Source organism: Rhodococcus sp. NPDC058505, assembly GCF_042720095.1.
In the GTDB taxonomy this organism is placed as follows: domain Bacteria; phylum Actinomycetota; class Actinomycetes; order Mycobacteriales; family Mycobacteriaceae; genus Rhodococcus_G.
Window position 1 is genome coordinate 81,908 of record NZ_JBHXNB010000009.1, and the last position, 24,770, is coordinate 106,677.

A 24,770-nucleotide genomic window follows, 5' to 3' on the forward strand; every position below is an offset into this window, starting at 1 on the left:
GAATCGTCCGCCGAAGCCGCAACCAGCGGACTTCTCGACGCCGAGGGGGCGCATGTCACAGCACGGGTACGAGGACGAACTCCGGTCCGAGCAGGACTACGTTGCGGGATTGCACGCGCGGCTGGACGCGGAGCGGGCCCGGGTGCAGCAACGGCACGGCGCCGCGCTGCGCAGCCCGGTCGACGCCGAGAACGGCGGCACCCTGGTCGAGCGCGACGTTGCGGTGCGGACGTTGGCAGCCGAGGTGGCGCGCCTGAACGTCGCCGACAGCGGGCTGTGCTTCGGCCGGCTGGACGCGATCTCCGGGGAGCGGTCGTACATCGGCCGCATCGGCCTCCTCGACGACGCGAACGATCGCGAACCGCTGCTGCTCGACTGGCGGGCGCCCGCGTCGCGTGCCTTCTACACCGCCACCGGTGCGCACCCGGAGGGCATGCGGCGGCGCAGGCAGTTCCACGGACGCGGCCGTGCGGTGGTCGGGTACACCGACGAGGTGCTCGGCAGTCCGGACGGCGACGCGGCGGGCGATGATGCGCTGCTCGCGGCGGTGAACGCGCCCCGCGGCGACGGCATGCGGGACATCGTGGCGACGATCCAGGCCGAGCAGGACCGGATCATCCGGCTCGAGCATCCCGGCGTGCTCGTCATCGAGGGCGGACCCGGCACCGGGAAGACGGTGGTCGCCCTGCACCGCGTCGCCTACCTGCTGTACACGCAGCGGGAGCAGATCGCCCGCCACGGCGTCCTCGTCGTCGGGCCGAATCGGGCGTTCCTGACCCACATCGACCGGGTGCTGCCGTCGCTGGGGGAGACCGACGTCGTGTTCACGACCACCGGCGACCTGGTTCCGGGCCTGCACGTCACCGCGGTGGATCCGCCCGAGACGGCCCGGATCAAGGGATCGCTGCGGATGCTGGACGTGCTCGCGGCGGCGATCGCCGACCGGCAGCGACTGCCGGAGGATCCCGTGACGCTCGACCTCGCCGACGTGACGGTGCGCATCGACGCCGAGACCGCGGCGTGGGCCAGGGAGGAGGCGCGGGGAAGCGGCCTGCCGCACAACGCCGCCCGCGCAATCTTCACCGACATCGTCACGTACGTGCTCACCGAGCGGGCGATCGGGCGGATCGGTCGCGGCTGGCTGAGCCGGACCGACCGTGAGGCATGGGAGCAGCTGCGCGCGGACCTGCGCGCCGAGCTGGCGGAGCACGCCGCCTTCACCGCGGCGCTCGACGAACTGTGGCCGATGCTCGCGCCGGAAACACTGCTGGCGCAGCTGTATTCGTCACCGAGCCGGCTCGCTGCCGCGGGAGCGGACCCGGTGTTGCTGCGGGAGGAAGGCGACGCCTGGACGGTGTCGGACGTGCCGCTGCTCGACGAATTGGTCGACCTGCTCGGGACCGACCCGGCCGCGGAGCGGGCCGCCGACCGGCGCCGGAGGGCCGAAGCCGACGCGGCGGCGACCTACGCGGCGGGGGTGCTCGATCTGATGGTCGGTCGCGCCGACCACATGGACGACGACGATCACCTGTTTGCGACCGACCTGCTCGACGCGGGAGAGTTGGCGGACCGTTTCGTCGAACGGGACACCAGGGACCTCGCGGACCGCGCTGCGGCGGATCGGGACTGGACCTACCGGCACGTGGTGGTCGACGAGGCGCAGGAGCTCTCGGAGATGGACTGGCGGGTACTGATGCGGCGCTGCCCGAGCCGGTCGTTCACGGTCGTCGGCGACCTGGCGCAACGGCGATCGGCGGCCGGGGCGTCGTCCTGGGCCGCGCTGTTCGACCGGCATGTGCCGGGCCGGTGGGTGTACCGGCCGCTGTCGGTCAACTACCGCACCCCGGCCGAGATCATGGCGGTCGCGGGCGCGCTGCTCGGTGAGTTCGCGCCCGATGTCGTGCCGCCGGAATCGGTGCGCGCGTGCGGGGTCCGGCCGTGGGCCAGGCGGGTCGACGGGGACGGTGACCTCGGGGTCGCCATCGACGAGTTCGTCCGTGCCGAGTCGGGAAGGGCGGGGACGAGCGTGGTCATCGGGCCGGACGGCGTCCCCGGTGCGGTGCCGCCGTCGCAGACGAAGGGTCTTGAGTTCGACGCGGTGCTGGTCGTCCTTCCGGAACGGATCCTCGCCGACGGCCCCCGCGGTGCGGCCGATCTGTACGTCGCCCTCACCCGAGCGACCCAACGGCTCGGCGTCCTGCACCGCGCCCCGCTGCCGCGGGCGCTGGCCGGGCTCACCGGTGACGGCCCGCACGGCGTCGACGGCGGCGCCCGGTAGCGCCGTTCGTCAGCTGCCCGTCAGCGCGGACGGGTTGTCGAGGTCGCGGGCGGCGTAGGTGTTGCAGTCCGACACCTGGCCGGTCTGGTAGCCGGTGAGGAACCACTTCTGCCGCTGTTCGGCGGACCCGTGGGTCCAGCCCTCGGGGTTCACCCGGCCGGTCGCCGCCCGCTGGATCCGGTCGTCGCCGACCGAGGACGCGGCGGACAGTGCATCCCGGATGTCGTTCTTGCTCAACGGCTCCAGGAACGGTGCTCCGCCGTCGGGGCCGGCCTGGTTGTCGGCGTAGTGCGCCCAGATCCCGGCGTAGCAGTCGGCCTGCAGCTCGGTGCGCACCGCGCCGGACTCGGGTCCGCGGGGGTCGGCCTGGGCGCGTCCGATGTCGCCGAGCTGGTTCTGGATGTGGTGGCCCACCTCGTGCGCGACCACGTACTCCTGCGCGAGGGGTCCGCCCGACGAGCCGTATTGGTCGACGAGCAGCTGGAAGAAGCTGGTGTCGAAGTAGCCGGTCGAGTCGGCCGGGCAGTAGAACGGCCCGACGTCGCTGGTCGCGTTGCCGCAGCCGGTGTTGATCGCGCCGGAGAACAGGGTGATGCCCGGCTCGACGTATCGGGTCCCGGTCTGCTCCTCGAGCTCCGCGCCCCACACCGAGTCCAGGCTCGCTGCGGTGAACGCGACGCGGCAGTTCACGTCGCGGTTGGCGTCGGCGCCGGTCTCGCAGTTCTCCAGGGTGCCGCCCGCGGCGCCGGGCTGCGGTTCGGTGCCGGACTGCCCGCCGCCGAGCAGGCTTGCGGGGTCGCCGCCGAGCAGCAGGGCCAGCACCAGCACCACGATGCCGCCGAGACCGCCGCCGAGCGCGACCTTGCCGCCGGGGCCGCGGCGCCCGCCGCCGCCCCCGCCGACCCGCACCCGGCCACCGTCCATCCGCGCGCCCTCGTTGAAGGTCATCGTCCACCCCTCGCTCTCCGCGTCCGATCCGTGCGCATCAGCTTGGCACGAAGGCTGCTGGTCGTGATGGTCCGCCGCATTGTGTCTTCGGATCGGGACCTCCGTAGGATCACAGGGCAACCACTCCCAGACATCTCGTGCTGGACGCGTGAAAGGAACCCCGTGCTGCGCACCCATCTCGCCGGCTCGTTGCGAGCCGAGCAGGCCGATCAGACCGTCACCCTCACCGGCTGGGTAGCGCGGCGGCGCGACCACGGCGGCGTCATCTTCATCGACCTGCGGGACGCGTCCGGCGTCGCGCAGGTGGTCTTCCGCAGCGATGACGTGCTCGAGCAGGCGCACCGGCTGCGCGCCGAGTACTGCGTGAAGGTCACCGGTGCCGTCGAGGTCCGGCCCGAGGGCAACCAGAACTTCGAGATCCCGACCGGCGCGATCGAGGTCAATGCGACGCAGCTCGAGGTCCTCAACGAGAGCGCCCCGCTGCCGTTCCAGCTCGACGACCAGCCCGGCGAGGAGGCCCGCCTCAAGCACCGCTACCTGGACCTGCGTCGCGAGGGCCCGGCCCACGCGATCCGGCTGCGGTCGAAGGTCAATGCGGCGGCCCGCGAGGTGCTCGCCCACCACCAGTTCGTGGAGGTCGAGACCCCGACCCTGACCCGGTCCACCCCGGAGGGTGCGCGCGACTTCCTGGTTCCCGCCCGCCTGCAGCCGGGCAACTTCTACGCGCTGCCGCAGTCGCCGCAGCTGTTCAAGCAGCTGCTGATGGTCGGCGGCATCGAGCGGTACTACCAGATCGCGCGCTGCTACCGCGACGAGGACTTCCGCGCCGACCGGCAGCCGGAGTTCACCCAGCTCGACATCGAGATGAGCTTCGTCAACCAGGACGACGTGATCCTCCTCGCGGAGGAGATCCTGACCAACCTGTGGAAGCTGATCGGGCACGAGATCACCACCCCGATCGCCCGGATGACCTACGCCGAGGCGATGCGCCGCTACGGCTCCGACAAGCCGGACCTGCGGTTCGGCATCGAACTCGTCGAGTGCATGGAGTTCTTCTCCGACACCACCTTCCGGGTGTTCCAGGCCGAGTATGTCGGCGCGGTGGTGATGCCCGGCGGCGCGAGCCAGCCGCGGCGCCAGCTCGATGCCTGGCAGGAGTGGGCGAAGCAGCGCGGCGCCAAGGGGCTGGCCTACGTGCTCATCGGCGAGGACGGGGAGCTGACCGGTCCGGTCGCGAAGAACCTCACCGACGCCGAGCGTGCGGGCCTCGCCGCGCACGTCGGCGCGCAGCCCGGCGACTGCATCTTCTTCGCGGCAGGCGCCACCAAGGCGATGCGGGGACTGCTCGGCGCCGCCCGCGGCGAGATCGCCCGCAAGCAGGACCTGATCGACCCGAACGAGTGGGCGTTCGTGTGGATCGTCGACGCGCCGCTGTTCGAGCCCACCTCCGACGCCGTCGCGGGCGGCGACGTTGCCCTCGGCTACAGCGCCTGGACCGCCGTGCATCACGCGTTCACCTCGCCGAAGCCGGAGTCGATCGACTCCTTCGACACCGACCCCGGCTCGGCGCTGGCCTACGCCTACGACATCGTCTGCAACGGCAATGAGATCGGCGGCGGGTCGATCCGCATCCACCGCAAGGACATTCAGGAACGCGTCTTCAAGGTGATGGGTATCTCGCACGAGGAGGCGGAGGAGAAGTTCGGCTTCCTGCTCGACGCCTTCGCGTTTGGCGCCCCGCCGCACGGCGGCATCGCGTTCGGCTGGGACCGGATCACCGCGCTGCTCGCCGGGATGGACTCGATCCGTGAGGTGATCGCGTTCCCGAAGTCCGGCGGCGGCGTCGACCCGCTCACCGAGGCGCCTGCCCCGATCACCGAACTGCAGCGCACGGAGTCGGGTATCGACTTCACGCCGGAGCCGGACGAGGCCTGACCTGCCGCTCCCGGGCCGCACCGGCGCGGGCCGTGACCGTTTCGTTACGCAACGGACGGATCGGTCCGTTGTCGCTGGTCGGCTCGGGAGCAGTCCGGGAACCACCCTTCCCCGCCGCGCGGAGTGCCCCCGCGATGTCACCTCGGGCAGGTAGGTTGTTGGGCGCTATGACCGCACTCTTGGCTGATCCAGTATCCGAAGTGGTTGCCGCCGCCGAACGGCTGCTCGAGCGCCGCACCGGCGCGCCGGTGACCCTCGTCGATCCCGTCGATCTCGGGGGCAGTGGCCGCACCGTCGTCCTCCGCGTTCGGTGCGCGGCGAACCCGTTCTCGCTGCCCCGCACCCTGGTGATCAAGCAGGTCCGGGAACTGTCCGAGGTCGCGCACGCCCGCAGTGTCGCCGGGTACCCGGGCGGCACCGCCGGGGACGGCACGTTCGAGGGCGACCTGCTCGGCCGCGGCGGAGCGGCAGGCGGGGAGGTGGCCGAGACCGCGTTCCTGCGGGAGGCCGTCTCCTACCAGTTCGCCACCGCGCTCGCGACGGACAGCCGTCCCGGTCCCTCGCTGATCGCGTACGACCTGTCCGCGCGGTTGCTGATCCTCACCGACCTCGGTGACGCCGACCCGCTGGCTCGGCTCCTCGTCCGCCAGGACGAGGCGGCGGTCACCAATTCCCTGATGGCCCTTGCCCAGTCGCTGGGGCGCATGCACGCCGCCACCGTCGGTCGGGAGGAGGACTTCGCCGCGCTGCTGCGCCGCTCCGGTGTCGCGCACCTCGGGAACGCGGTGTCCGGTCAGGTCGCGACGACGATTCCGAAGCTGCCCGGCATGCTCGACCGGGACCTCGGCGCCGCGCCTGCGTCGGAGGTGATCGAGATGGCGCAGCGCGCGACCGCCCTGTTCGACGGCGGACGGCACCGCGCGTTCAGCCCGTCCGACCTGTGCCCGGACAACATCATCGTCAACGACGAGGGTGTCCGATTCCTCGACTACGAGTGGGGTGGCTTCCGGGACGCCACCCTCGACCTCGCCTACGCGCTCATCTCCTTCCCCGGCTGCCTGTGCAGCTTCGAGCTGTCCACGCAGCGCTCGCTGGCGATGGTCGAGGCCTGGCGGGCCGAGGTTGTCGGCATGTGGCCGCACCTCGCCGACGATCGGACCCTGTACGCCCGGCTCCTCGAGGCTCAGCTGGTGTGGGTGTGGCTGTCCACCTACTGGTTCCTCCCGGAGGACCACGCCCGGATCGCCGCGGTGCGCGAACACCAGCTGTCGGCGCCGCGCTCCAAGGCGCTGACCGCGCGGTGGCGCGCGCTCGGCGAGTTCGCCGAGCACGCGCAGGTCGCGGTCGTCGCCGACCATGCCAGGGACGTCGCCGACCGGCTCGCCGACGTCTGGACCTGAGCCAGCGCTTGGACCTGAGCCAGCGCCTGGACCTGAGCCGACGGGACGCGACCCGGATCACCCGATCCGCGCCGCCCCGTCCCAGCCGCCCGCCGGGGCGGACATGCCGAACAGCGCCGCGACGGTCGGTGCCACGTCGACCGTCCGCACCGGGATCCGGTCGATCCGCGGCGGCCCGACAACGCGGTGACCACCGGCGACGAAGAACGGGATCGGCAGCGTCGCGGCGTGCCCGTGGTTGCCGGGGATCGGGTTGGACATCGGGGTTGGGTCGCTGAACCGCCACCCGGGCAGGCAGAACACCGCGACGTCCCCAGCGCGGTCCCCGAGCGCGGTGTCTGCGACCGCCCACGCCGACTCGACACCCTCGACCGCGGCGGCGATCCGCCGGATCCGGGTGATCGCGGCGGCCCGCTCGTCGTCGCCGCCGGTGAAGTAGACCAGGTCGGCGCCGCCGTTCTGCGCGATCCGCACCCGACCCCGGAGCAGCGGATCCGCGGCCAATGGCGCGGTCAGGCCGACCAGCCTGGTCGGCACCGACCAGTCCATTGAATGGTCGGCGAGCACGATCAGCACACTGCGGTCCCACCGCCCGGACTCGTGCAGGAACGCGGTGAACCGGCGCACCAGTTCGTCGGTGCCGCGCAGTGACTGCGTCCTGGCCAGCCGCAGCGACGGCCCGGACAGGTCGAGGTGCCCGACCCGGTCCACGTCGCCCAGGTTGACGAACGTCAGCCGCGGGGAATGCTCGGCGACGATCTGCGTCAGCGCCGTCGTGGTGAACAGGTCCGGGGCGTGCTCGGTTCCCGGGATCTGCGGCACCGGATCCCACGCCACCGATGCCCGCCCGCCGAACAGGCCATGCAGATAGCGTTTCGACAGCACCGACGCCGTCACCCACCCGCGCTCGGCGCGCACCCGGTCGAGCATCGTCGGCGCCAGCAGGTCACCCGGCCGATCCAGTTCGCGGGTGCCGCCCTCGGCGCGGTCGTGGATCGTGTTGGCGGGCACCCCGTTCCGGTTCGGGAGCACCCCGGTCATCATCGCCGCGTGATTGGGCAGGGTCTCGGCCACGGTGATCGCCGACGCGTTCGGGAACCGGACGCCGGACTCGGCCAGCGCGGTGAGGGCCGGGGTGCGGTCCGGCGTCAGCTCGTCGGGACGCATCCCGTCGACCACCAGGACGTACACGTCCGCGTCCGGGGCGGCGGCCCGCCTGCCTGCCGCCGTCGCGCGGGCGGGGGCGGTGCCCAGCACGGTGAGCCCGGTCAGGGCGGCCGCGCCGGCGAGGACGGTGCGCCGGGACGGCCCGGACGGGTTGGTGCGGTGGGTGTGGGTGGGGTGCACGGTCACCTCGTCGTTCGCGGCGGTCACGGCAGCGGGGTGGCGGGGGAGAGTCGCTGGCTGCCGTCCGCGACCGCGAGGCTCGCGCCGACCCGGGCGCCCGCCGCCGGATCGGTCGGGTCGGTCAGATACCACCAGTCCATCTGGGCGCGGTCGGCGGTCACCTCGAACACCCCGAACCCGTGCGAGTCCAGTTCGACGTGCCGCAGGTGACGGTTCGTCGCCCGCAGCGCGGCCTCGACCGCCGGGGAGGCCGAGCGGGATGGGACGCCGAGCAGGTCGTCGATGTTGGGGGAGGTCACCGACGGGACGACGAACTCGGTGCCCACGGTGCCGCCCGCGGGCTGCTGCGCGGCGTCGAGGGGCAGTTCCGCCGCCCACGACGAGTGGATGTCGCCGGTGAGGAAGACGGTGTTCGGGGCGGCGGCCGCGGCGATCGCGTCGAAGAGACGGCGCCGGTCGCTGGTGTAGCCGTCCCACTGGTCGGCGTTGTACGACAGCCCGGCCCGGGGCACGCCGACCGCACGGGTGAGCGCCTCCGTCGTGCGAACATCCAGGGGCGGCAACAGGATCGGCGCGATCATCACGGGATTGCCGACCAGCCGCCATCGGGTCGGCGCGGTGACGATGCCCGCGGTCAGCCAGTCGAGTTGGCGCGCGCCGGTGATCGTCCGGTCGGTCGCGTCGACCGCGGCCGAGGCGGCCGACACCTGCTCGGAGCGGTGACTGCGCAGGTCCAGCATCGACAGTTCCGCCAACCGGCCGAACCGCAACCGCCGGTACAGCGGCTGGTCGGGGCGGGTCACGCGGAGCGGCATCCATTCCAGGTAGGCGCGCCTGCCGTCGGCGTACCGTCGCGCCCAGGCGCCCTCGAGCCCGGGGGTGTGGTTCTCGGCGCCGTCCCGCCAGGCGTTGTCGGCGGTCTCGTGGTCGTCCCAGGTGACGATGAACGGTTGCCTGGCGTGCAGGGCCTGCAGGTCCGGGTCGGTCTTGTACTGCGCGTGCCGGATTCGGTAGTCGGCGAGCGTCACGATCTCGTGCGCCGGGTCGTGCAGTCGGACCGGGCCGCCGCGGGCGCCGTACTCGCCGCGCCCGTACTCGTAGAGGTAGTCGCCGAGGTGGACGATCGCGTCGAGGTCGTCGCGGGCGGCGAGATGCCGGTATGCGGCGAAGTACCCGGCCTCCCAGTTCGAGCAGGACACCACCCCGAACCGCAGGCGGGCGACGTCGGCGTCCACGTGCGGTGCGGTGCGGGTGCGGCCGGGGCGGGACCGCTGGCCGTCGGGTGCGGTGAACCGGTAGTGGTAGGTCGTCGCGGGTGCGAGGCCCGTCACGTCCACCTTCACGGTGTGGTCGGTGTCGGCGGTCGCGGTGACGGCGCCCGCCCGGACCACGGCGGCGAATCCGGGGTCGGTCGCGACCTCCCAGCGCACCCGGGTCGGCGCCCCCGCGCCGGATCCGGGGGTGGCGTCCGGGGTCGGGGTGATGCGCGTCCAGATGATCACCCGGTCGGGCAGCGGATCCCCGGATGCGACCCCGTTGGCGAATGCCGTGCCCGGCTCGGTGGCGGTCGCGGTCCGGGCCGCGAGCACGGCGGCGCCCGCCGCGAGGGTCGAACCCAGCAACACGGTGCGGCGGGTGAGGCGGGGCGAGTCGTCGGTGGACATGCCTGCATGACAACCGAAACTGGACGAGTGTTCAATCGGTGGCGCTGGGTCCGAACCGATGTTCACGAAGAGTTCCGACGGCCGTCGCCCACCGGCCGCCGGGCCGGCCGGGCCCGGTAGGTTCGAGCACGTGAGCGATTGGCTGGGACCGTCCGACAGCGCGGCCGAGGAGAACGGTCTGTTCGAGGCGCCGGGCGCGGTGGACCGGGAACCCGCACCCGGCGGCGTCACCGGGGGTCTCGCGCCGACCCGCCCCGACGCGCCGCTGGCCGTCCGGATGCGCCCGGAGACCCTCGAGGAGGTGCTCGGCCAGGACCATCTCCTCGGGTCGGGTGCCCCGCTGCGCCGCCTCGTCGAGGGATCCGGCGCCGCCTCGGTGCTGCTGTACGGTCCGCCCGGCACCGGCAAGACGACCCTCGCGTCGCTGATCTCCCGGGCCACCGGACGCCGGTTCGAGGCGCTGTCCGCGCTGTCCGCCGGGGTCAAGGATGTGCGCGCCGTCATCGACCTGGCCCGCAGGCGACTCGCGGCGGGGACCTCGGGTCGTTCCGTGGGCTCCACTCCCGGCGAACAGACCGTGCTGTTCATCGACGAGGTACACCGCTTCTCCAAGACCCAGCAGGACGCGCTGCTCGCCGCCGTGGAGAACCGGATCGTGCTGCTCGTCGCCGCGACCACCGAGAACCCGTCGTTCTCCGTCGTCTCGCCGCTGCTGTCCCGGTCGCTGGTGCTGCAGCTGAAGTCGCTGACGGACGGGGACATTCGTGAACTTCTCGACCGTGCGGTGACCGATCCGCGGGGGTTCGGCGGTGCCGTCACGCTGGCGGACGAGGCGATCGACCACCTGGTCCGGCTTTCCGGCGGCGACGCGCGGCGGGCGCTGACCGCGCTCGAGGCGGCGGTCGAGGCCGTGCAGGACCGCGACGGTGGTGCCGTCGTCGACCTCGCCGCGGTCGAGGCAAGCGTCGACCGGGCCGCGGTCCGCTACGACCGGGACGGCGACCAGCATTACGACATCATCAGCGCGTTTATCAAGTCGCTGCGCGGATCCGACGTCGACGCCGCGCTGCACTACCTCGCACGGATGATCGTCGCGGGGGAGGACCCGCGGTTCATTGCCCGGCGGTTGATGATCCATGCCAGCGAGGATGTCGGGATGGCCGACCCGACGGCGCTGCAGACCGCGACCGCAGCCGCGCAGGTGGTGCAGCTCGTCGGGATGCCGGAGGCGCAGCTCGCGCTGGCGCAGGCCACCATCCACATCGCCACCGCGCCCAAGTCCGGTGCGGTCACCGCCGCGATCGGGGCCGCGATCGCCGACATCCGGGCGGGCAAGGTCGGGGCCGTTCCGCCGCACCTGCGGGACGGGCACTACGCGGGCGCGCAGCCCCTCGGCAATGCGGTCGGCTACCGGTACCCGCACGACACGTCCGACGGGGTGCTGGCGCAGCAGTACCCGCCGGACGACCTCGTCGGGGTCGACTACTACGACCCGACCACGCACGGCTCCGAGCGCGAGATCGGCGCGCGGGTCGGCAAATTGCGGCGTATCGTCCGCGGCTGACGCGCCTGTGCGTGCTGTGCACCCCGATCGGGGTGCACAGCACGCACCGTTCGACGGACGAGGGGAGCCGACATGACGGGCACTCGGGAACCGGACTGGCAGCCCCGGTCCGACGCGGTCCAATCCGACCAGCTCGCGTCCTACGACGCGATGCGGGCCCGCTGCCCGATCGCATACGACGGCAACGACAGCTGGACGGTATTCGGGCACGCGGACACCGTCGCGATCGCCGACGACCCCGGCACCTACTCGAACGAGGTGTCCCGGCACCTGCAGATCCCGAACGGTCTCGACGGCGAGCGGCACCGCAGCCTCCGGCGGATCGTGGACGGCTACTTCACCGGGGACCGGATCGCCGCGTTCGAGCCAATGCTGCGGACCATCTGCGCCGGGCTGGTCTCGGCCCTGCCGAGGGGCGTCGACGTCGACGCGATGGCGGACCTGGCCGAACCCTTCGCGAACGACGCGACCTGTGCGTTCATGGGCTGGCCGGACACGCTGCGTGCCCCGATGCGGGACTGGACGGAGAAGAACCGGCGCGCAACGCTCGCCGTGGATCGGGCCGCGATGGCGGCGATCGCGGTCGAGTTCGACGGTCACATCCGGGAACAGTTGGACCGGCGCAGGGGACGCCCCGCCGCCGACCCGACCGGGGAGTTGCTCACCGAACGCGTCGACGGCAGGCCCCTCACCGACGAGGAGATCGTCTCCATCATCCGGAACTGGACGGTGGCGGAACTGTCCACGATCGCGGCCAGCGCCGGTGTCGTCGCCGAGTTCCTCGCCCGACACCCGGACGTCCAGGCGGTGCTGCGCGCCGACCCGGCGCTGCTCGACGCCGCCACCGACGAGATCCAGCGGATCAACTCGCCGTTCGTGGCGAGCAGACGCCGGGTGACCCGGCCTGCCGACGTGGCGGGGACCCCGGTCAATGCCGGGGACCGGGTGTACGTGGTGTGGGCTTCGGCAAACCGCGACCCGCGGGTGTTCGGCGACCCCGACGAGTTCCGCCTCGACCGGGACCGGGCCGACAACCTGGTCTACGGTCGCGGCGTCCACTACTGTCCCGGCGCGCCGCTCGCGCGGCTGGAGTTGCGGGTGCTGTTCGAGGAACTGCTGGCGGCGACGACCGCGATCGCGCCGGGCGGCGGGGCGACCGTCACCGCGCGCTATCCGACCGGCGGGTTCACCCGGCTGTCCCTGCGTCTTCGGTGATCGCGCCACTGCCCGCGGAACTCGCCTGACACGGACGTTAAGCTTGTGAAGGGTCGATGTCGTCGTGCACGGCGACGGTCGACGGCAGATTCAGTTCAGACGCGAAGGGCAACCAGGTGCAGACCCACGAGATCCGCAGGCGATTCCTCGACCACTTCGTCACGGCGGGTCACACCGAGGTGGCCAGCGCCTCACTGATCTTCGACGACCCGAACCTGCTGTTCGTGAACGCGGGCATGGTGCAGTTCAAGCCGTACTTCCTCGGCCAGCAGACCCCGCCGTACTCGACCGCGACCAGCGTCCAGAAGTGCGTGCGTACCGGCGACATCGAGAACGTCGGCGTCACCACCCGGCACAACACCTTCTTCCAGATGGCCGGGAACTTCTCCTTCGGCGACTACTTCAAGGAAGGTGCGATCACCCTCGCCTGGGAGCTGATCACGAAGCCGCAGGAGGAGGGCGGCTACGGCTTCGATCCCGAGCGCATCTGGGTGACCGCGTACAACCAGGATCCGGAGGCGGCCGAGATCTGGCGGCGGGTAGCCGGGATGCCCGAGGAGCGGATCCAGTTCCGTGACGGCGAGGACAACTACTGGGATATGGGCGTGCCGGGCCCGGGTGGGCCGTGCTCGGAGATCTACTACGACCGTGGACCTGAATACGGCAAGGAGGGCGGGCCCGTCGTCGACGAGGACCGCTACATCGAGATCTGGAACCTGGTCTTCATGCAGGACGTGCGGGGTGAGCTCAGCCCGAAGAAGGGGCACCCCCCGGTCGGTGTGCTGCCGAAGAAGAACATCGACACCGGCATGGGCGTCGAGCGCGTCGCGTTCCTGCTGCAGGACGTCGACAACGTCTACGAGACCGACCTGGTACGCCCGGTGATCACCAAGGCGGAGGAGCTGACCGGCGCCGCCTACGGCGTCGACAACGAGTCCGACATCCGCTTCCGCGTCATCGCCGACCACGCCCGCACCGCGGTGATGCTGATCGCGGATGGCGTCAACCCCGGCAACGAGGGTCGCGGCTACGTGCTGCGCCGGCTGCTGCGCCGCATCGTCCGCTCCGCGAAGCTGCTCGGCGCGGACCAGCCCAGCATGAGCGAGTTCGTCACCGTCGTCCGGGACACGATGGCCCCGTCGTACCCCGTCCTCGAGACCGACTTCGACCGCATCCTCGGCGTCGCGGTCGGCGAGGAGACCGCGTTCCTGCGGACCCTGGCGTCCGGCTCGAAGATGTTCGAGGCTGAGGCAGACGAGATCAAGTCGTCGGGCAAGAAGGTCTTCGGCGGCAGCGAGGCGTTCGTCCTGCACGACACGTACGGGTTCCCGATCGACCTGACCCTCGAGATGGCGTCCGAGGCGGGCCTGTCCGTCGACGAGGACGGCTTCCGGTCGCTGATGGCCGAGCAGCGCAAGCGCGCCAAGGAGGACGCACAGTCCCGCAAGCACGCGCACGCTGACCTGAGCATCTACAAGGAGTTCGTCGACCGCGGCGAGACCGAGTTCACCGGCTTCGCGGAACTGACAACGGAGGCAACGGTTCTCGCGCTGATCTCCGGTGGCGTTCGGGTGCCGACGGCGACCGTGGGGCAGGAGGTCGAGGTGATCCTCGACCGCACCCCGCTGTATGCCGAGTCCGGCGGCCAGATCGCCGACATCGGTGTCCTCACCGGCCCCGGCATGCGGGTGCGGGTCCGGGACGTGCAGAAGATCGCGAAGAAGCTGTGGGTGCACAAGGTCACCGTCGAGGACGGGCAGATCACCGAGGGTGATGCGATCCTCGCGCAGGTCGACCCGTCCTGGCGGTCCGGTGCCACCCAAGGCCACTCCGGCACGCACATGGTGCACGCCGCGCTGCGGCAGGTGCTCGGCCCGAACACCACCCAGAAGGGGTCGTTGAACAAGCCCGGCTACCTGCGATTCGACTTCGCCGCGCAGAACCAGCTGTCGGCGCAGCAGCTCGCCGACATCGAGGCCGTCGCCAACGAGGCGGTCGCCGCGAACCACCCCGTCAACACGTTCGTCACCGATCTCGACAAGGCCAAGTCGATGGGCGCGATGGCGCTGTTCGGCGAGAACTACGGCGACGAGGTGCGGGTCGTGGAGATCGGCGGCCCGTTCTCGATGGAACTGTGCGGCGGCACCCACGTGCAGGCGTCGGCGCAGATCGGCCAGATCACCATTCTCGGTGAGTCGTCCGTCGGCTCCGGAGCCCGCCGCGTCGAGGCGTTCGTCGGCCTCGACTCGTACCGCTACCTCGCCAAGGAGCGGGCCCTGCTCGCCGGTGTCGCGACCGCGCTGAAGGTGCCCTCCGAGGAGGTGCCCGGCCGGGTCGAGCAGCTCGTCGAGCGGCTCAAGGTCGCGGAGAAGGAACTCGAGGCAACGAAGGCGGCGGCGGTGCTCGCGTCGGCGGCCGGATTCGTCGAGAAGGCCGAGCGGATCGGTGGGCTGCTGCTGGTGGCCGCGCAGGCGCCGGACGGGGTGTCCGGCGGGGACCTGCGCACCCTCGCCACCGACATCCGGGGCCGCTTCGGCACCGAGGCCGCGGTCGTCGTGCTGCTCGGTGCCACCGACGGCAAGGTGCCGTTCGTCGTCACCGCCAGCAAGGCCGCGCAGGACCTCGGCGTCAAGTCCGGCGACCTGGTCGGCGCGTTCGGCCCGCTGATCGGCGGGCGTGGCGGCGGCAAGCCGGAGATGGCGCAGGGATCCGGCGCCGACCCGTCCGGCATCCCGGCCGCCCTCGCCGCGGTCCGCGCCCGCGTCACCGAGATCGCCGGGTGAGTTCGGGCCCGCCGCCGGCGGCTGACCAGCCCGGTGCGGACGACCCCGGCAGGGGGCGGCGCATCGCCATCGACGTGGGCAGCGTCCGGATCGGGGTCGCGGCGAGCGACCCCGACGGCATTCTCGCCACGCCGGTCGAGACCGTTGCCCGGGCCAAGAGCAGGGCGGACACCTCCGACCTGACGCGCCTGGTCGCGATCGTCGAGGAGTACGAGGCGGTGGAGGTTATCGTCGGTCTGCCGCAGACCCTGCGCGGGGAGCGCGGCGCCGCCGCCGGTCTCGCCGTGGCGTTCGCGGATCGGCTCCGGGAACGGATCGCCCCGATCCCGGTCCGGATGACCGACGAACGCTTCACGACGGTCACCGCGTCGCGGGCCCTGCGGGAGAGCGGGGTCAAGGCGAAGGGGCAGCGGTCGGTGATCGACCAGGCCGCGGCCGTCGCGATCCTGCAGGGATGGCTCGATCAGCGAAGCGCGGTGCTGCGGTCGGCGCACACCGCGGACGTGTCGACGGAGGAGGAGTGATCGACGAGCATCGGCAGTACCAGAGCCGTGCGGAGGCCCGCCGAGCCAGGGAGGCAAGGGAATCCGCCGTTTCCCGCCGTAAACGCGGCCGTACGGTGGGGGTTGTCGCCGCCGCGGTCGCCGGCGTCGGCGTGCTCGCGGGTGGTGGCTACCTCGCGCTGGGTCTGCTCGGGGACGACGCCCCCGCCGACTACGCGGCGGGGGACGCCGGACCGGAGGTGGTCGTCGAGGTGCGCCCCGGCGACACCGCGACCGAGATCGGCGCGCAGATGGTCGAGAAGGACGTCGTCGCCAGCAGCGCCGCGTTCTACACCGCCGCCGTGCAGAACGCGTCGATGAACTCGCTGCAGCCCGGGTACTACCACCTGGAATCCCGGTTGCCCGCCGCCACCGCGGTCAGCACGCTGGTCGACCCGTCGTCGCGGGTCGGATCGCTGGTGATCTCCGAGGGCAGGCAACTGCACGACACCACGGACGTGAAGACCGGCGCAACCAAGCGGGGCATCTACACCCTGATCTCCGAGGCCAGCTGCCTGCCCGCGGCGTCGGGTGCGCTGGACTGCGTCAGCGTCGAGGAACTCGACGCGGCAGGCGCGGGACCCGACCTCGCCGCGCTCGGGGTTCCCGACTGGGCGGCCGCGCGGGTCCAGGGGGTGCCCGACCGCACCCGCCAGCTCGAGGGGCTCATCGCCGCGGGCAGCTGGGACTTCGACCCGGGCGCCGACGCCACCGAGATCCTCCGTGGACTGGTCAGCGGAAGCGCCGCCAAGTACGAGGCGACGGGCATCACGTCCGCGGGCGCCAGCATCGGGCTGGACGGGTATCAGGTGCTGATCGCCGCATCCCTCGTCGAACGGGAGGCCCTGCCCGCCGATTTCGGCAAGGTCGCGCGGGTCATCATCAACCGGCTCGCGGTTCCGCAGCGCCTCGAGTTCGACTCGACCGTCAACTACGCCCTCGACACCACGGAGCTGGCGACCACCGACGCCGACAGGGCGACGGTCACGCCGTGGAACACCTACGCGATGGAGGGGCTGCCCGCAACACCGATCTCGTCGCCGAGCATCAAGGCCGTGCAGGCGGTCGAGACCGCGCCGCCCGGCGACTGGCTGTACTTCGTCACCATCGACGACAGGGGCACCACCCTGTTCACCAAGAGCTACGCCGAGCACCTCGAGAACAGCAAGAAGGCTGTGCAGAGCGGGATTCTGAGCAGTGGACGCTGACCACACGAGCGGGCCGCGGCGGGCGGCCGTCCTTGGGAAGCCGATCGAACACTCCCGGTCCCCGCAGCTGCACCTCGCGGCGTACCGGGCGCTCGGCCTCACCGACTGGACCTATGAGCGCATCGAATGCACCGGCGAGCAGCTGCCCGGCCTCGTCGACGGACTCGGACCCGAATGGGTCGGGCTGTCGGTGACGATGCCCGGCAAGGTCGCCGCCCTCGGGTATGCGGTCGAGCGGACCGAGCGGGCCGTGCAGGTCGGGTCGGCGAACACGCTGGTCCGGATAGACGGAGGCTGGCGCGCCGACTGCACCGACGTCGACGGTGTCGCCGGTGCGCTCGCCGAGGTCGGGGTGGTGGACCTCGCCGGTGCGAGCGCCGTGCTGATCGGTGCGGGCGGCACCTCACGCCCGGCCCTGCGCGCGCTCGCCGACCTCGGTGTCGCGGAGGTGTCCGTCGTCGCCCGGTCCGCGGACCGCGCCGCCGACACCCTGGCCTGCGCGGGCACGATGGGGCTGCGGGCCCGCCATCAGGGCTTCGAGCAGGTCGCGCTGGCCGCCGCGTGCCGGGACGCCGCGGTCGTGATCAGCACCGTCCCCGCCGACGCCGTCGCGCCGTACGCGTCCGCGGTCGCGCACGCGCCGGTGGTCTTCGACGCCATCTACGACCCCTGGCCGACGCCGCTCGCGTCGGCGGTGCTGGCGGCGGGTGGCACCGTCGTCGACGGGCTGCGGATGCTGCTGAACCAGGCGTTCGGGCAGGTCGAGCAGTTCACCGGGCGGCAGGCGCCGCGAGCCGCGATGGCCGCAGCGCTCCGCGCCCGTGCGTGATCTTCACCCGCATTGGGGTAAAAATCACGCACGGTCGGCGGCGCCGAATTCATCCACAGGACGGCGATAGCCCCAGGTCGCCGGTCGGGGAGGACTGACGGCGCGTGCGACGCTGCCCGGATGGGGGACATCGGGGGACTACTACCGCTCGCGGCCTGGTGCGGCTGGCTCGGACTGATCGACCTGCGGACGCGGCGGCTGCCGAACCTGCTGACGCTGCCGGGGGCTGCGGCGATCCTCGCGGTCGCCGCCGCGACCGGCGGGCTGCGCCAGGCCCTCGTCGGCGCCGCCCTGCTCGGGGGCGGGTACCTGCTGATGCGCCTCGCCGCCCCCACCTCGATGGGCGGCGGGGACGTCAAACTCGCGGTCGGGCTCGGCGCCGCCACCGGGATGGGCGGGGCGCAGGTGTGGCTGGCGGCGGCGGTCGGGGCGTTCGCGCTCACCGCCGCAGCCGGGGTGACGCTGCGCATCGCCGGGCGGGGCGGGGCGAGTCTGCCGCACGGACCGTCGATGTGCGCGGCCTCGCTCGTGGCGCTCGCCGTCCTCGCGTGACCGGTGTGACGAGCGGGAACAGTCCCGTGGAATGATGGGCGGCGTGCTGCGCTGGATAACTGCCGGAGAATCCCACGGACCCGCCCTCGTCGCGATGCTCGACGGCATGGTCGCCGGGGTCGAGGTCACCTCGGACGAGATCGCTTCCCAATTGGCCCGCCGCCGCCTCGGTTACGGGCGCGGCGCCCGGATGAGCTTCGAGAAGGACGTCGTCACCGTCGTCGGCGGCGTCCGGCACGGCCGCACCATGGGCGGACCGATCGCCGTCGAGGTCGCCAACAGTGAATGGCCCAAGTGGGAGACCGTGATGGCCTCCGACCCGGTCGACGAGGCGCTCCTCAAGGACCTGGCCCGCAACGCGCCGCTGACCCGTCCGCGGCCCGGCCACGCCGACTTCTCCGGGATGCTCAAGTACGGATTCGACGACGCCCGTCCCGTGCTCGAACGGGCCAGCGCCAGGGAGACCGCGGCCCGGGTCGCCGCGGGCACCATCGCCCGCAACTTCCTGCGCCAGGTGTTCGGTGTCGAGGTGCTCTCGCATGTCATCTCCATCGGCGCGTCCGAACCCTACGTCGGCCCCGGGCCGCGGCCCGACGATCTCGATGCCGTCGATGCCAGCCCGGTGCGCGCCTTCGACAAGGCAGCCGAGGAGTCGATGATCACCGAGATCGAGGCCGCGAAGAAGGACGGCGACACCCTCGGCGGTGTCGTCGAGGTGATCGTCGAAGGCCTGCCCGTCGGGCTCGGCTCATTCATCAGCGGCGAGAACCGCCTCGACGCACGACTGGCCGCCGCTCTCATGGGAATTCAGGCGATCAAGGGTGTCGAGGTCGGGGACGGCTTCGAGACCGCCCGCCGCCGCGGAAGTGCCGCGCACGACGAGATGACGCCCGGCCCCGACGGGGTGCTGCGCTCGACCAACCGGGCGGGTGGCCTCGAGGGCGGCATGACCAACGGCGAGGCGCTGCGGGTGCGTGCCGCGATGAAGCCGATCTCCACCGTTCCGCGCGCGCTGGCCACCGTCGACATGGCCACCGGCGAGGAAGCGGTCGCGATCCACCAGCGCAGCGACGTGTGTGCGGTCCCCGCGGCCGGTGTCGTCGCGGAGTCCATGGTCGCGCTCGTCGTCGCGCAGGCGGCGCTGGAGAAGTTCGGTGGCGACTCCGTCGCCGAGACCCAGCGCAACGTCGAGGGCTACCTCGCGGCCGTGCGGGAGCGGCTGGCGAGGTGAGCCCGCGCGCGGTCCTGATCGGGCCGCCCGGTGCCGGGAAGTCGACCATCGGGAGGCGGCTGGCCCGGGCGCTCGACCTCGACGTCTACGACACCGACGTGGCAATCGAGCAGGAGACCGGCCGGACCATCCCGGCGATCTTCGCCGAGGACGGCGAGGCGGGGTTCCGGACAATCGAGGAGGACGTCGTCCGCCGCGCCCTCGGGGAGCAGGACGGCATCGTCTCCCTCGGCGGCGGCGCGATCCTCTCCGACACCACCCGGCGCAGGCTGGCCGGGCACACCGTCGTCTACCTCGAGATCAGCGTCGCCGAGGGCCTCAAACGGACCGGCGCCAACACCGGTCGCCCGCTGCTCACCGGCGGCGACCCGCGACAGAAGTACCGCGATCTGATGCGCCGCCGCCGACCCCTCTACCGGGAGGTCGCGACCATTCGGTTGCGCACCGACGGCCGCAGCCCCGCCCGGGTCGTCGAGCAGTTGCTCGCGAAGCTTGACCCGACGAAGACCGACCCGGCGCCGCTCGACCCGCGGCCCGGTGACACGCAGAAGGAAGAAGGCAGGCAGTGACCGAACCCGTACGCGTCCAGGTCGAGACGGCCAACCCGTATCCGGTGATCATCGGCCGCGGTCTGCTCGACGACATCGTCGGCGAACTTGCGGGCATCCGGACCATCGCGATCATCCACCAGCCGACGCTGCTGCAGACCGCGGACGTGCTCAAGGCGGCGCTCGCCGCGAAGGGGATCGACGCGCACAGCATCGAGATCCCGGACGCCGAGGACGGCAAGGATCTCGCGGTCGCCGGATTCTGCTGGGAGGTGCTCGGCCGGATCGGCCTGACCCGCAGCGACGCGGTGGTCAGCCTCGGCGGCGGCGCGGCAACCGACCTCGCCGGGTTCGTCGCGGCGACCTGGATGCGCGGGGTGAAGGTCGTGCACGTGCCGACCACGTTGCTGGCGATGGTCGATGCCGCGGTCGGCGGCAAGACCGGCATCAACACCGACGCGGGGAAGAACCTCGTCGGGTCGTTCCATGAACCGTCCGCCGTCCTGATCGACCTCGCGACCCTGGAAACGGTGCCGCGCAACGAGATCGTTGCCGGCATGGCCGAGGTGATCAAGACCGGCTTCATTGCCGACCCGGTGATCCTCGACCTGATCGAGGCGGACCCGGAGGCCGCCCTCGACCCGACCGGGGAGGTCCTGCCCGAACTGATCCGCCGCTCTGTCGAGGTGAAGGCGACGGTCGTCGCCGCGGACCTCAAGGAGTCGAGCCTGCGGGAGATCCTCAACTACGGGCACACCCTCGGCCACGCGATCGAGCGGCGCGAGAAGTACCGCTGGCGGCACGGTGCCGCGGTGTCCGTCGGGCTGGTCTTCGCCGCCGAACTCGGTCGGCTCGCGGGCCGCCTCGACGATGCCACCGCCGATCGGCACAAGTCGATCCTCGAGTCGATCGGGCTGCCCACCGGCTACGACGCGGACGCCTTCGCCGACCTGATGAAGGGCATGCAGACCGACAAGAAGAACCGCGCGGGCATGTTGCGGTTCGTGGTCCTGGACGGCCTGGCGAAGCCGAGCCGACTGGAGGGCCCGGACCCGACGCTGCTCGCCGCGGCCTACTCCGCGATCTCCCGTGACCCGGGCGCGACCGCCGGTACGGTACTGCTGTGACGATCCAGATCATCAACGGGCCGAACCTGGGGCGGCTCGGACGCCGTCAGCCCGAGGTGTACGGCGCGACCACACACGCCGACCTGGTGGCCCTGTGCGACCGCACCGCCGCGGAACTCGGTGTGCAGGTGCAGGTCCGGCAGTCCGATCACGAGGGCGAGCTGCTCGGCTGGATCCACGACGCCGCGGACGCGGGGGAGCCGGTGATCCTCAATGCGGGTGGTCTGACGCACACCTCGGTGGTCCTGCGGGATGCCTGCGCGGAGCTGACCGCGGGGCTCGTCGAGGTGCACATCTCGAACGTGCACGCCCGCGAGGAGTTCCGGCAGCATTCGTACCTGAGCCCGCTCGCGACCGCTGTCATCGTCGGTGCCGGGGTGCAGGGCTACGCTCTCGCGATGCGGTTCCTCGCCGAGCGCTGACCATCGGCGGCCGCGCCGCCCCGGGAAGCCGGAACTGTGAGTGATTTTCACCCCGACCGGGGTGAAAATCACTCACGGGCAGCGGAGCTGCATTCAGTCCTTCGGCGGCTGGACCGCGCGGAACACCTCGGTGGGGGCGTCGTCGGCGGGACCGGTGTCGTCGGAGGGTTCGGAGTAGGGGCCCTCGGCGAACCCGTACGATCCACCGTCCTCCTCGTGTGACCACTGCTCGGTCGTCTCGGGGTCACCCGCGATTGCTGCCGCCACCGGGACCGGCGCGGCGACCGCGGCCTGCTTGTCCGCCTTGTTCGCGTCCCGATGCGCGAGGAACCGCCCGACCGCGACCGCGAGCATCGCGGGAACGAACACCAGCAGCAGGGTGAAGGCGGCGCCGGAGGTCAGTTCGAAGAACAGCGGGTTCTCGCCGAGCGCGATGTCGGACACCGCGCCGATCAGCCAGCACACCGCACCCGAGAGCAGGCCGGCGACGGCGCCCGCCTTGAGCCAGGTCATCGTCAGGTCCGCCTCCTCCCGCTCGGACGGATGCGCGCGGGCGTCACGGATGCCGTCGACTCCCGCCCACAACAGTGCCGCGAGGACGACGACGATGATGCCGAGCCAGCGCATCAGCGACCCGTGCAGGGGCCACGCGGTGATGGCGATTCCGAGCACGACACGGGTGATGACGTGGACGAATGTCATGCCGAGACCGCGAACAATCCAGGGTTTCATGCGGACAGCGTAACGAGCGTCACGTCGGGGCTGTGACCCAACCGACACCGCCGGCCGCGGATACTCGGCCAATCGGACGGCGACCGCGCCCGACCGGGCGGGTCACTGTCGTACGTTGGACCCATGTTCACTGCCGATCACGGCGCACGCCGCGCCGCCCTGCGCCGACTGCTCGCCGAGCATGACCTCGACGTCCTGCTGGTCACCGACCTGCTCAACATCCGCTACCTCACCGGATTCACCGGGTCGAACGCGGCGCTGATCGTCGACGCGGGCGACGGCCCGGACACTGAGGACCGGACGGTCATCTGCACCGACGGCCGCTACGTCACCCAGGTCGGTGCGCAGGTGCCGGACCTGCGGGCGGTGATCGACCGGTCGAGCGCGGCGGCCCTGGTCGGGCGGCTCGCGGACCGTGCGGGCGTGCGGGTGGGGTTCGAGAGTCATGTGGTGACGGTCGACGCGCTGGCCGCGTGGCGGTCCGCGGCGCCGGACCTTGCCCTGACCCGTGCCCCGCGACTGGTGGAGCGGCTGCGGGAGGTCAAGGACGAGCACGAGGTCGGTCTGCTCCGGCGGGCTTGTGCGGCTGCGGATCTGGCGCTGGCCGTGCTGATCGAGCGGGGCGGGCTGCGGCCGGGCCGGACCGAGCGGGAGGTCGGGCGGGACCTTGAGTTCCTGATGCTCGAGCACGGCGGCGACGGCGTCTCGTTCGAGACGATCGTGGCGGCGGGCGCGAACTCGGCGATCCCGCATCACCGGCCGACGGACGCGGTGTTGGCGTCCGGGGACTTCGTCAAGCTCGACTTCGGAGCCACCGTCGCCGGCTACCACTCCGATATGACCCGCACCTATGTGCTCGGGTCGGCTGCGGCCTGGCAGCGGGACGTGTACGACCTGGTGCTGCGGTCGCAGGCGGCGGGGCGGGCGGCGCTGGCACCCGGGGTCGCGGTCGGCGAGGTGGACGCGGCGTCCCGTTCGGTGATCGAGGACGCGGGTCACGGCGACCTGTTCCTGCACGGTCTCGGGCACGGTGTCGGCCTGGAGATCCATGAAGCGCCGGGGATCGGGAAGGGCGGCACCGGTACACTGCTAGCCGGTGCTGCGGTGACCGTCGAGCCGGGGGTGTACTTCTCCGGGCGCGGAGGCGTCCGGATCGAGGACACCCTCGTGGTCCGCGAGCAGGGGCCCGAGCTCCTCACGCTCACCAGCAAGGATTTGACAATCGTCTAAAAGGAGACGCGAAGCCAGTGGCGGACACCAGTGATTTCAAGAACGGGCTCGTACTGAAGATCGAGGGCCAGCTCTGGCAGATCGTCGAGTTCCAGCACGTCAAGCCGGGCAAGGGTCCCGCGTTCGTGCGGACGAAGCTGAAGAATGTGCTCTCGGGCAAGAACGTGGACAAGACGTTCAACGCCGGGGTGAAGGTCGAGACCGCGACCGTCGACCGCCGCGACATGACGTACCTGTACCACGACGGCAGCGACTACGTCTTCATGGACGGCGACACCTACGACCAGATCTCCATCCCGGAGGCCACCGTCGGGGACGGCCACCGCTTCCTGCTGGAGAACATGCAGGTCCAGGTCGCCACGCACGAGGATGCCCCGCTGTTCGTGGAGCTGCCGGTCACCGTCGAGCTGCTGGTCCAGCACACCGATCCGGGCCTGCAGGGTGACCGCTCCACCGGCGGCACCAAGCCCGCGACCCTGGAGACCGGCGCCGAGGTGCAGGTCCCGCTGTTCATCAACACCGGTGACAAGCTGAAGATCGACTCGCGTGACGGCAACTACCTGGGCCGCGTGAACTCGTAGCGTGTCCGGTAGCCAGAAGAAGCTCGGGGCCAGGCACAAGGCCCGCAAGCGTGCCGTCGACTTCCTGTTTGAGGCGGAGGCGCGTGACCTCGACCCGGTGAACCTTGCGGATGAGCGGGTCGAGCTGTCCAGCAGGGACGACACCGTCGCGCCGGTGAACCCGTACACGGTCACGGTGGTGACCGGTGTCGCGGAGAACCTGGACCGGCTGGACCGGGTGATCGCCGACCATCTGCAGGACTGGACGCTCGACCGGCTGCCCGCCGTCGACCGGGCCATCCTGCGGATCGCGGTGTGGGAACTGTTCCACGCCACGGACGTGCCGCCGGTCGTCGCGGTCGACGAGGCCGTCGAACTTGCGAAGGAACTGTCCACCGACGAGTCGCCCGCGTTCGTCAACGGCATCCTCGGGCAGGTCGTCCTCGTCGCGCCCCAGGTGCGGGCCGCCGCCGCCGCGACCGCGCAGTCTCAGCAGCAGGCCGCGGAGTCGTCCGACGACTGACTCGCCGCCACGGGTGAAGGGCACCCTCGACCGGTTGGACCGGGCGAGGGTGCCCTTCACCCGTATCCGGGCTGTGGTCAGGCCCACGTCGCGCGGGTGCGGGTGACGGGTGCCCGCGCTGCTAGGCTGAGC

At 71.6% G+C, this 24,770-nt stretch carries 21 protein-coding genes; 17 read left to right on the forward strand and 4 right to left on the reverse strand.

All coding sequences use genetic code 11. The features are described 5' to 3' along the window. Positions 1–52: 52 nt before the first annotated feature. Positions 53–2,278 carry an RNA polymerase recycling motor ATPase HelR gene (gene helR / locus ACFWPA_RS09540; RefSeq protein ID WP_378570068.1) on the forward strand — a complete coding sequence of 742 codons (2,226 nt, stop codon included), beginning with the start codon at positions 53–55 and terminating at the stop codon, positions 2,276–2,278. Positions 2,279–2,287: 9 nt separating this feature from the next. On the opposite strand, the gene ACFWPA_RS09545 is transcribed toward helR, so the two are convergent. Continuing rightward, the gene (locus ACFWPA_RS09545; protein WP_378506251.1) at positions 2,288–3,226 is read right to left on the reverse strand and encodes a neutral zinc metallopeptidase; all 939 of its coding nucleotides are present in this window, start codon (positions 3,224–3,226) and stop codon (positions 2,288–2,290) included. A gap of 162 nt (positions 3,227–3,388) precedes the next feature. Between ACFWPA_RS09545 and aspS the strand changes: the two genes are divergently transcribed. Continuing rightward, positions 3,389–5,161: an aspartate--tRNA ligase gene (aspS, locus tag ACFWPA_RS09550; RefSeq protein WP_378506252.1), complete on the forward strand. Its 1,773-nt coding sequence runs from the start codon at positions 3,389–3,391 to the stop codon at positions 5,159–5,161. Positions 5,162–5,328: 167 nt separating this feature from the next. Continuing rightward, positions 5,329–6,561 (forward strand): kinase, encoded by a 1,233-nt coding sequence (locus tag ACFWPA_RS09555; RefSeq protein WP_378506253.1) that lies wholly within the window; start codon positions 5,329–5,331, stop codon positions 6,559–6,561. Between the two features lie 57 nt (positions 6,562–6,618). On the opposite strand, the gene ACFWPA_RS09560 is transcribed toward ACFWPA_RS09555, so the two are convergent. Continuing rightward, positions 6,619–7,908: an alkaline phosphatase family protein gene (locus ACFWPA_RS09560; protein WP_378506401.1), complete on the reverse strand. Its 1,290-nt coding sequence runs from the start codon at positions 7,906–7,908 to the stop codon at positions 6,619–6,621. 23 nt (positions 7,909–7,931) lie between these two features. After that, positions 7,932–9,572, reverse strand: coding sequence for an alkaline phosphatase D family protein (locus ACFWPA_RS09565; protein ID WP_378506254.1), 1,641 nt, complete (start codon positions 9,570–9,572; stop codon positions 7,932–7,934). 130 nt (positions 9,573–9,702) lie between these two features. On the opposite strand from ACFWPA_RS09565, the gene ACFWPA_RS09570 reads away from it, so the two are divergent. The 11 genes from ACFWPA_RS09570 (at position 9,703) to aroQ (ending at position 21,593) form a co-directional block, all read left to right on the forward strand. Then, positions 9,703–11,136 carry a replication-associated recombination protein A gene (locus ACFWPA_RS09570; RefSeq protein WP_378570069.1) on the forward strand — a complete coding sequence of 478 codons (1,434 nt, stop codon included), beginning with the start codon at positions 9,703–9,705 and terminating at the stop codon, positions 11,134–11,136. A gap of 72 nt (positions 11,137–11,208) precedes the next feature. Further along, a complete protein-coding gene (locus ACFWPA_RS09575; protein ID WP_378570070.1) occupies positions 11,209–12,351 on the forward strand; it encodes a cytochrome P450 in 1,143 nt (380 codons plus the stop codon). Between the two features lie 116 nt (positions 12,352–12,467). Then, entirely contained in the window at positions 12,468–15,134 is a 2,667-nt protein-coding gene (gene alaS / locus ACFWPA_RS09580; RefSeq protein WP_378570082.1) for an alanine--tRNA ligase, read from the forward strand. Next, on the forward strand, positions 15,131–15,658 hold the full coding sequence (ruvX, locus tag ACFWPA_RS09585; protein ID WP_378570071.1) for a Holliday junction resolvase RuvX: 528 nt from the start codon (positions 15,131–15,133) through the stop codon (positions 15,656–15,658). The genes alaS and ruvX overlap by 4 nt, the downstream gene beginning before the upstream one ends. Further along, positions 15,655–16,884 (forward strand): endolytic transglycosylase MltG, encoded by a 1,230-nt coding sequence (gene mltG, locus ACFWPA_RS09590; RefSeq protein ID WP_378506258.1) that lies wholly within the window; start codon positions 15,655–15,657, stop codon positions 16,882–16,884. The genes ruvX and mltG overlap by 4 nt, the downstream gene beginning before the upstream one ends. Then, positions 16,874–17,713 (forward strand): shikimate dehydrogenase, encoded by an 840-nt coding sequence (locus tag ACFWPA_RS09595; RefSeq protein ID WP_378506259.1) that lies wholly within the window; start codon positions 16,874–16,876, stop codon positions 17,711–17,713. Before mltG ends, ACFWPA_RS09595 begins: the two co-directional genes overlap by 11 nt. A 120-nt stretch (positions 17,714–17,833) precedes the next feature. After that, positions 17,834–18,265 (forward strand): prepilin peptidase, encoded by a 432-nt coding sequence (locus tag ACFWPA_RS09600; RefSeq protein WP_378506260.1) that lies wholly within the window; start codon positions 17,834–17,836, stop codon positions 18,263–18,265. A gap of 43 nt (positions 18,266–18,308) precedes the next feature. Continuing rightward, positions 18,309–19,496: a chorismate synthase gene (gene aroC, locus ACFWPA_RS09605; RefSeq protein ID WP_378506403.1), complete on the forward strand. Its 1,188-nt coding sequence runs from the start codon at positions 18,309–18,311 to the stop codon at positions 19,494–19,496. Continuing rightward, entirely contained in the window at positions 19,493–20,065 is a 573-nt protein-coding gene (locus tag ACFWPA_RS09610) for a shikimate kinase (RefSeq protein ID WP_378506261.1), read from the forward strand. The genes aroC and ACFWPA_RS09610 overlap by 4 nt, the downstream gene beginning before the upstream one ends. Beyond that, the gene (gene aroB, locus ACFWPA_RS09615) at positions 20,062–21,171 is read left to right on the forward strand and encodes a 3-dehydroquinate synthase (RefSeq protein WP_378570072.1); all 1,110 of its coding nucleotides are present in this window, start codon (positions 20,062–20,064) and stop codon (positions 21,169–21,171) included. Before ACFWPA_RS09610 ends, aroB begins: the two co-directional genes overlap by 4 nt. Next, entirely contained in the window at positions 21,168–21,593 is a 426-nt protein-coding gene (aroQ, locus tag ACFWPA_RS09620) for a type II 3-dehydroquinate dehydratase (protein ID WP_378506263.1), read from the forward strand. The genes aroB and aroQ overlap by 4 nt, the downstream gene beginning before the upstream one ends. Before the next feature lie 93 nt (positions 21,594–21,686). On the opposite strand, the gene ACFWPA_RS09625 is transcribed toward aroQ, so the two are convergent. Further along, entirely contained in the window at positions 21,687–22,325 is a 639-nt protein-coding gene (locus ACFWPA_RS09625) for a B-4DMT family transporter (RefSeq protein WP_378506264.1), read from the reverse strand. A gap of 123 nt (positions 22,326–22,448) precedes the next feature. Between ACFWPA_RS09625 and ACFWPA_RS09630 the strand changes: the two genes are divergently transcribed. Genes ACFWPA_RS09630 through nusB form a run of 3 tightly spaced genes read left to right on the forward strand, consistent with a single transcriptional unit; the run spans position 22,449 to position 24,638 of the window. Then, positions 22,449–23,555, forward strand: a complete 1,107-nt coding sequence (locus ACFWPA_RS09630; RefSeq protein ID WP_378506265.1) for an aminopeptidase P family protein — start codon at positions 22,449–22,451, stop codon at positions 23,553–23,555. A 17-nt stretch (positions 23,556–23,572) separates the two neighbouring features. Beyond that, positions 23,573–24,136 (forward strand): elongation factor P, encoded by a 564-nt coding sequence (efp, locus tag ACFWPA_RS09635; RefSeq protein ID WP_378506266.1) that lies wholly within the window; start codon positions 23,573–23,575, stop codon positions 24,134–24,136. A gap of 1 nt (position 24,137) precedes the next feature. Then, entirely contained in the window at positions 24,138–24,638 is a 501-nt protein-coding gene (nusB, locus tag ACFWPA_RS09640; RefSeq protein ID WP_378506267.1) for a transcription antitermination factor NusB, read from the forward strand. The last annotated feature ends 132 nt before the right edge of the window (positions 24,639–24,770 follow it).

Excerpts from the sequence above, each read along its gene's own strand:
- helR (WP_378570068.1), top strand. The coding sequence starts at position 53 with ATGTCACAGCACGGGTACGAGGACGAACTCCGGTCCGAGCAGGACTAC.
- ACFWPA_RS09545 (WP_378506251.1), bottom strand. The coding sequence starts at position 3,226 with ATGACCTTCAACGAGGGCGCGCGGATGGACGGTGGCCGGGTGCGGGTC.
- ACFWPA_RS09555 (WP_378506253.1), top strand. The coding sequence starts at position 5,329 with ATGACCGCACTCTTGGCTGATCCAGTATCCGAAGTGGTTGCCGCCGCC.
- ACFWPA_RS09565 (WP_378506254.1), bottom strand. The coding sequence starts at position 9,572 with ATGTCCACCGACGACTCGCCCCGCCTCACCCGCCGCACCGTGTTGCTG.
- ACFWPA_RS09575 (WP_378570070.1), top strand. The coding sequence starts at position 11,209 with ATGACGGGCACTCGGGAACCGGACTGGCAGCCCCGGTCCGACGCGGTC.
- ACFWPA_RS09600 (WP_378506260.1), top strand. The coding sequence starts at position 17,834 with ATGGGGGACATCGGGGGACTACTACCGCTCGCGGCCTGGTGCGGCTGG.
- ACFWPA_RS09625 (WP_378506264.1), bottom strand. The coding sequence starts at position 22,325 with ATGAAACCCTGGATTGTTCGCGGTCTCGGCATGACATTCGTCCACGTC.
- ACFWPA_RS09630 (WP_378506265.1), top strand. The coding sequence starts at position 22,449 with ATGTTCACTGCCGATCACGGCGCACGCCGCGCCGCCCTGCGCCGACTG.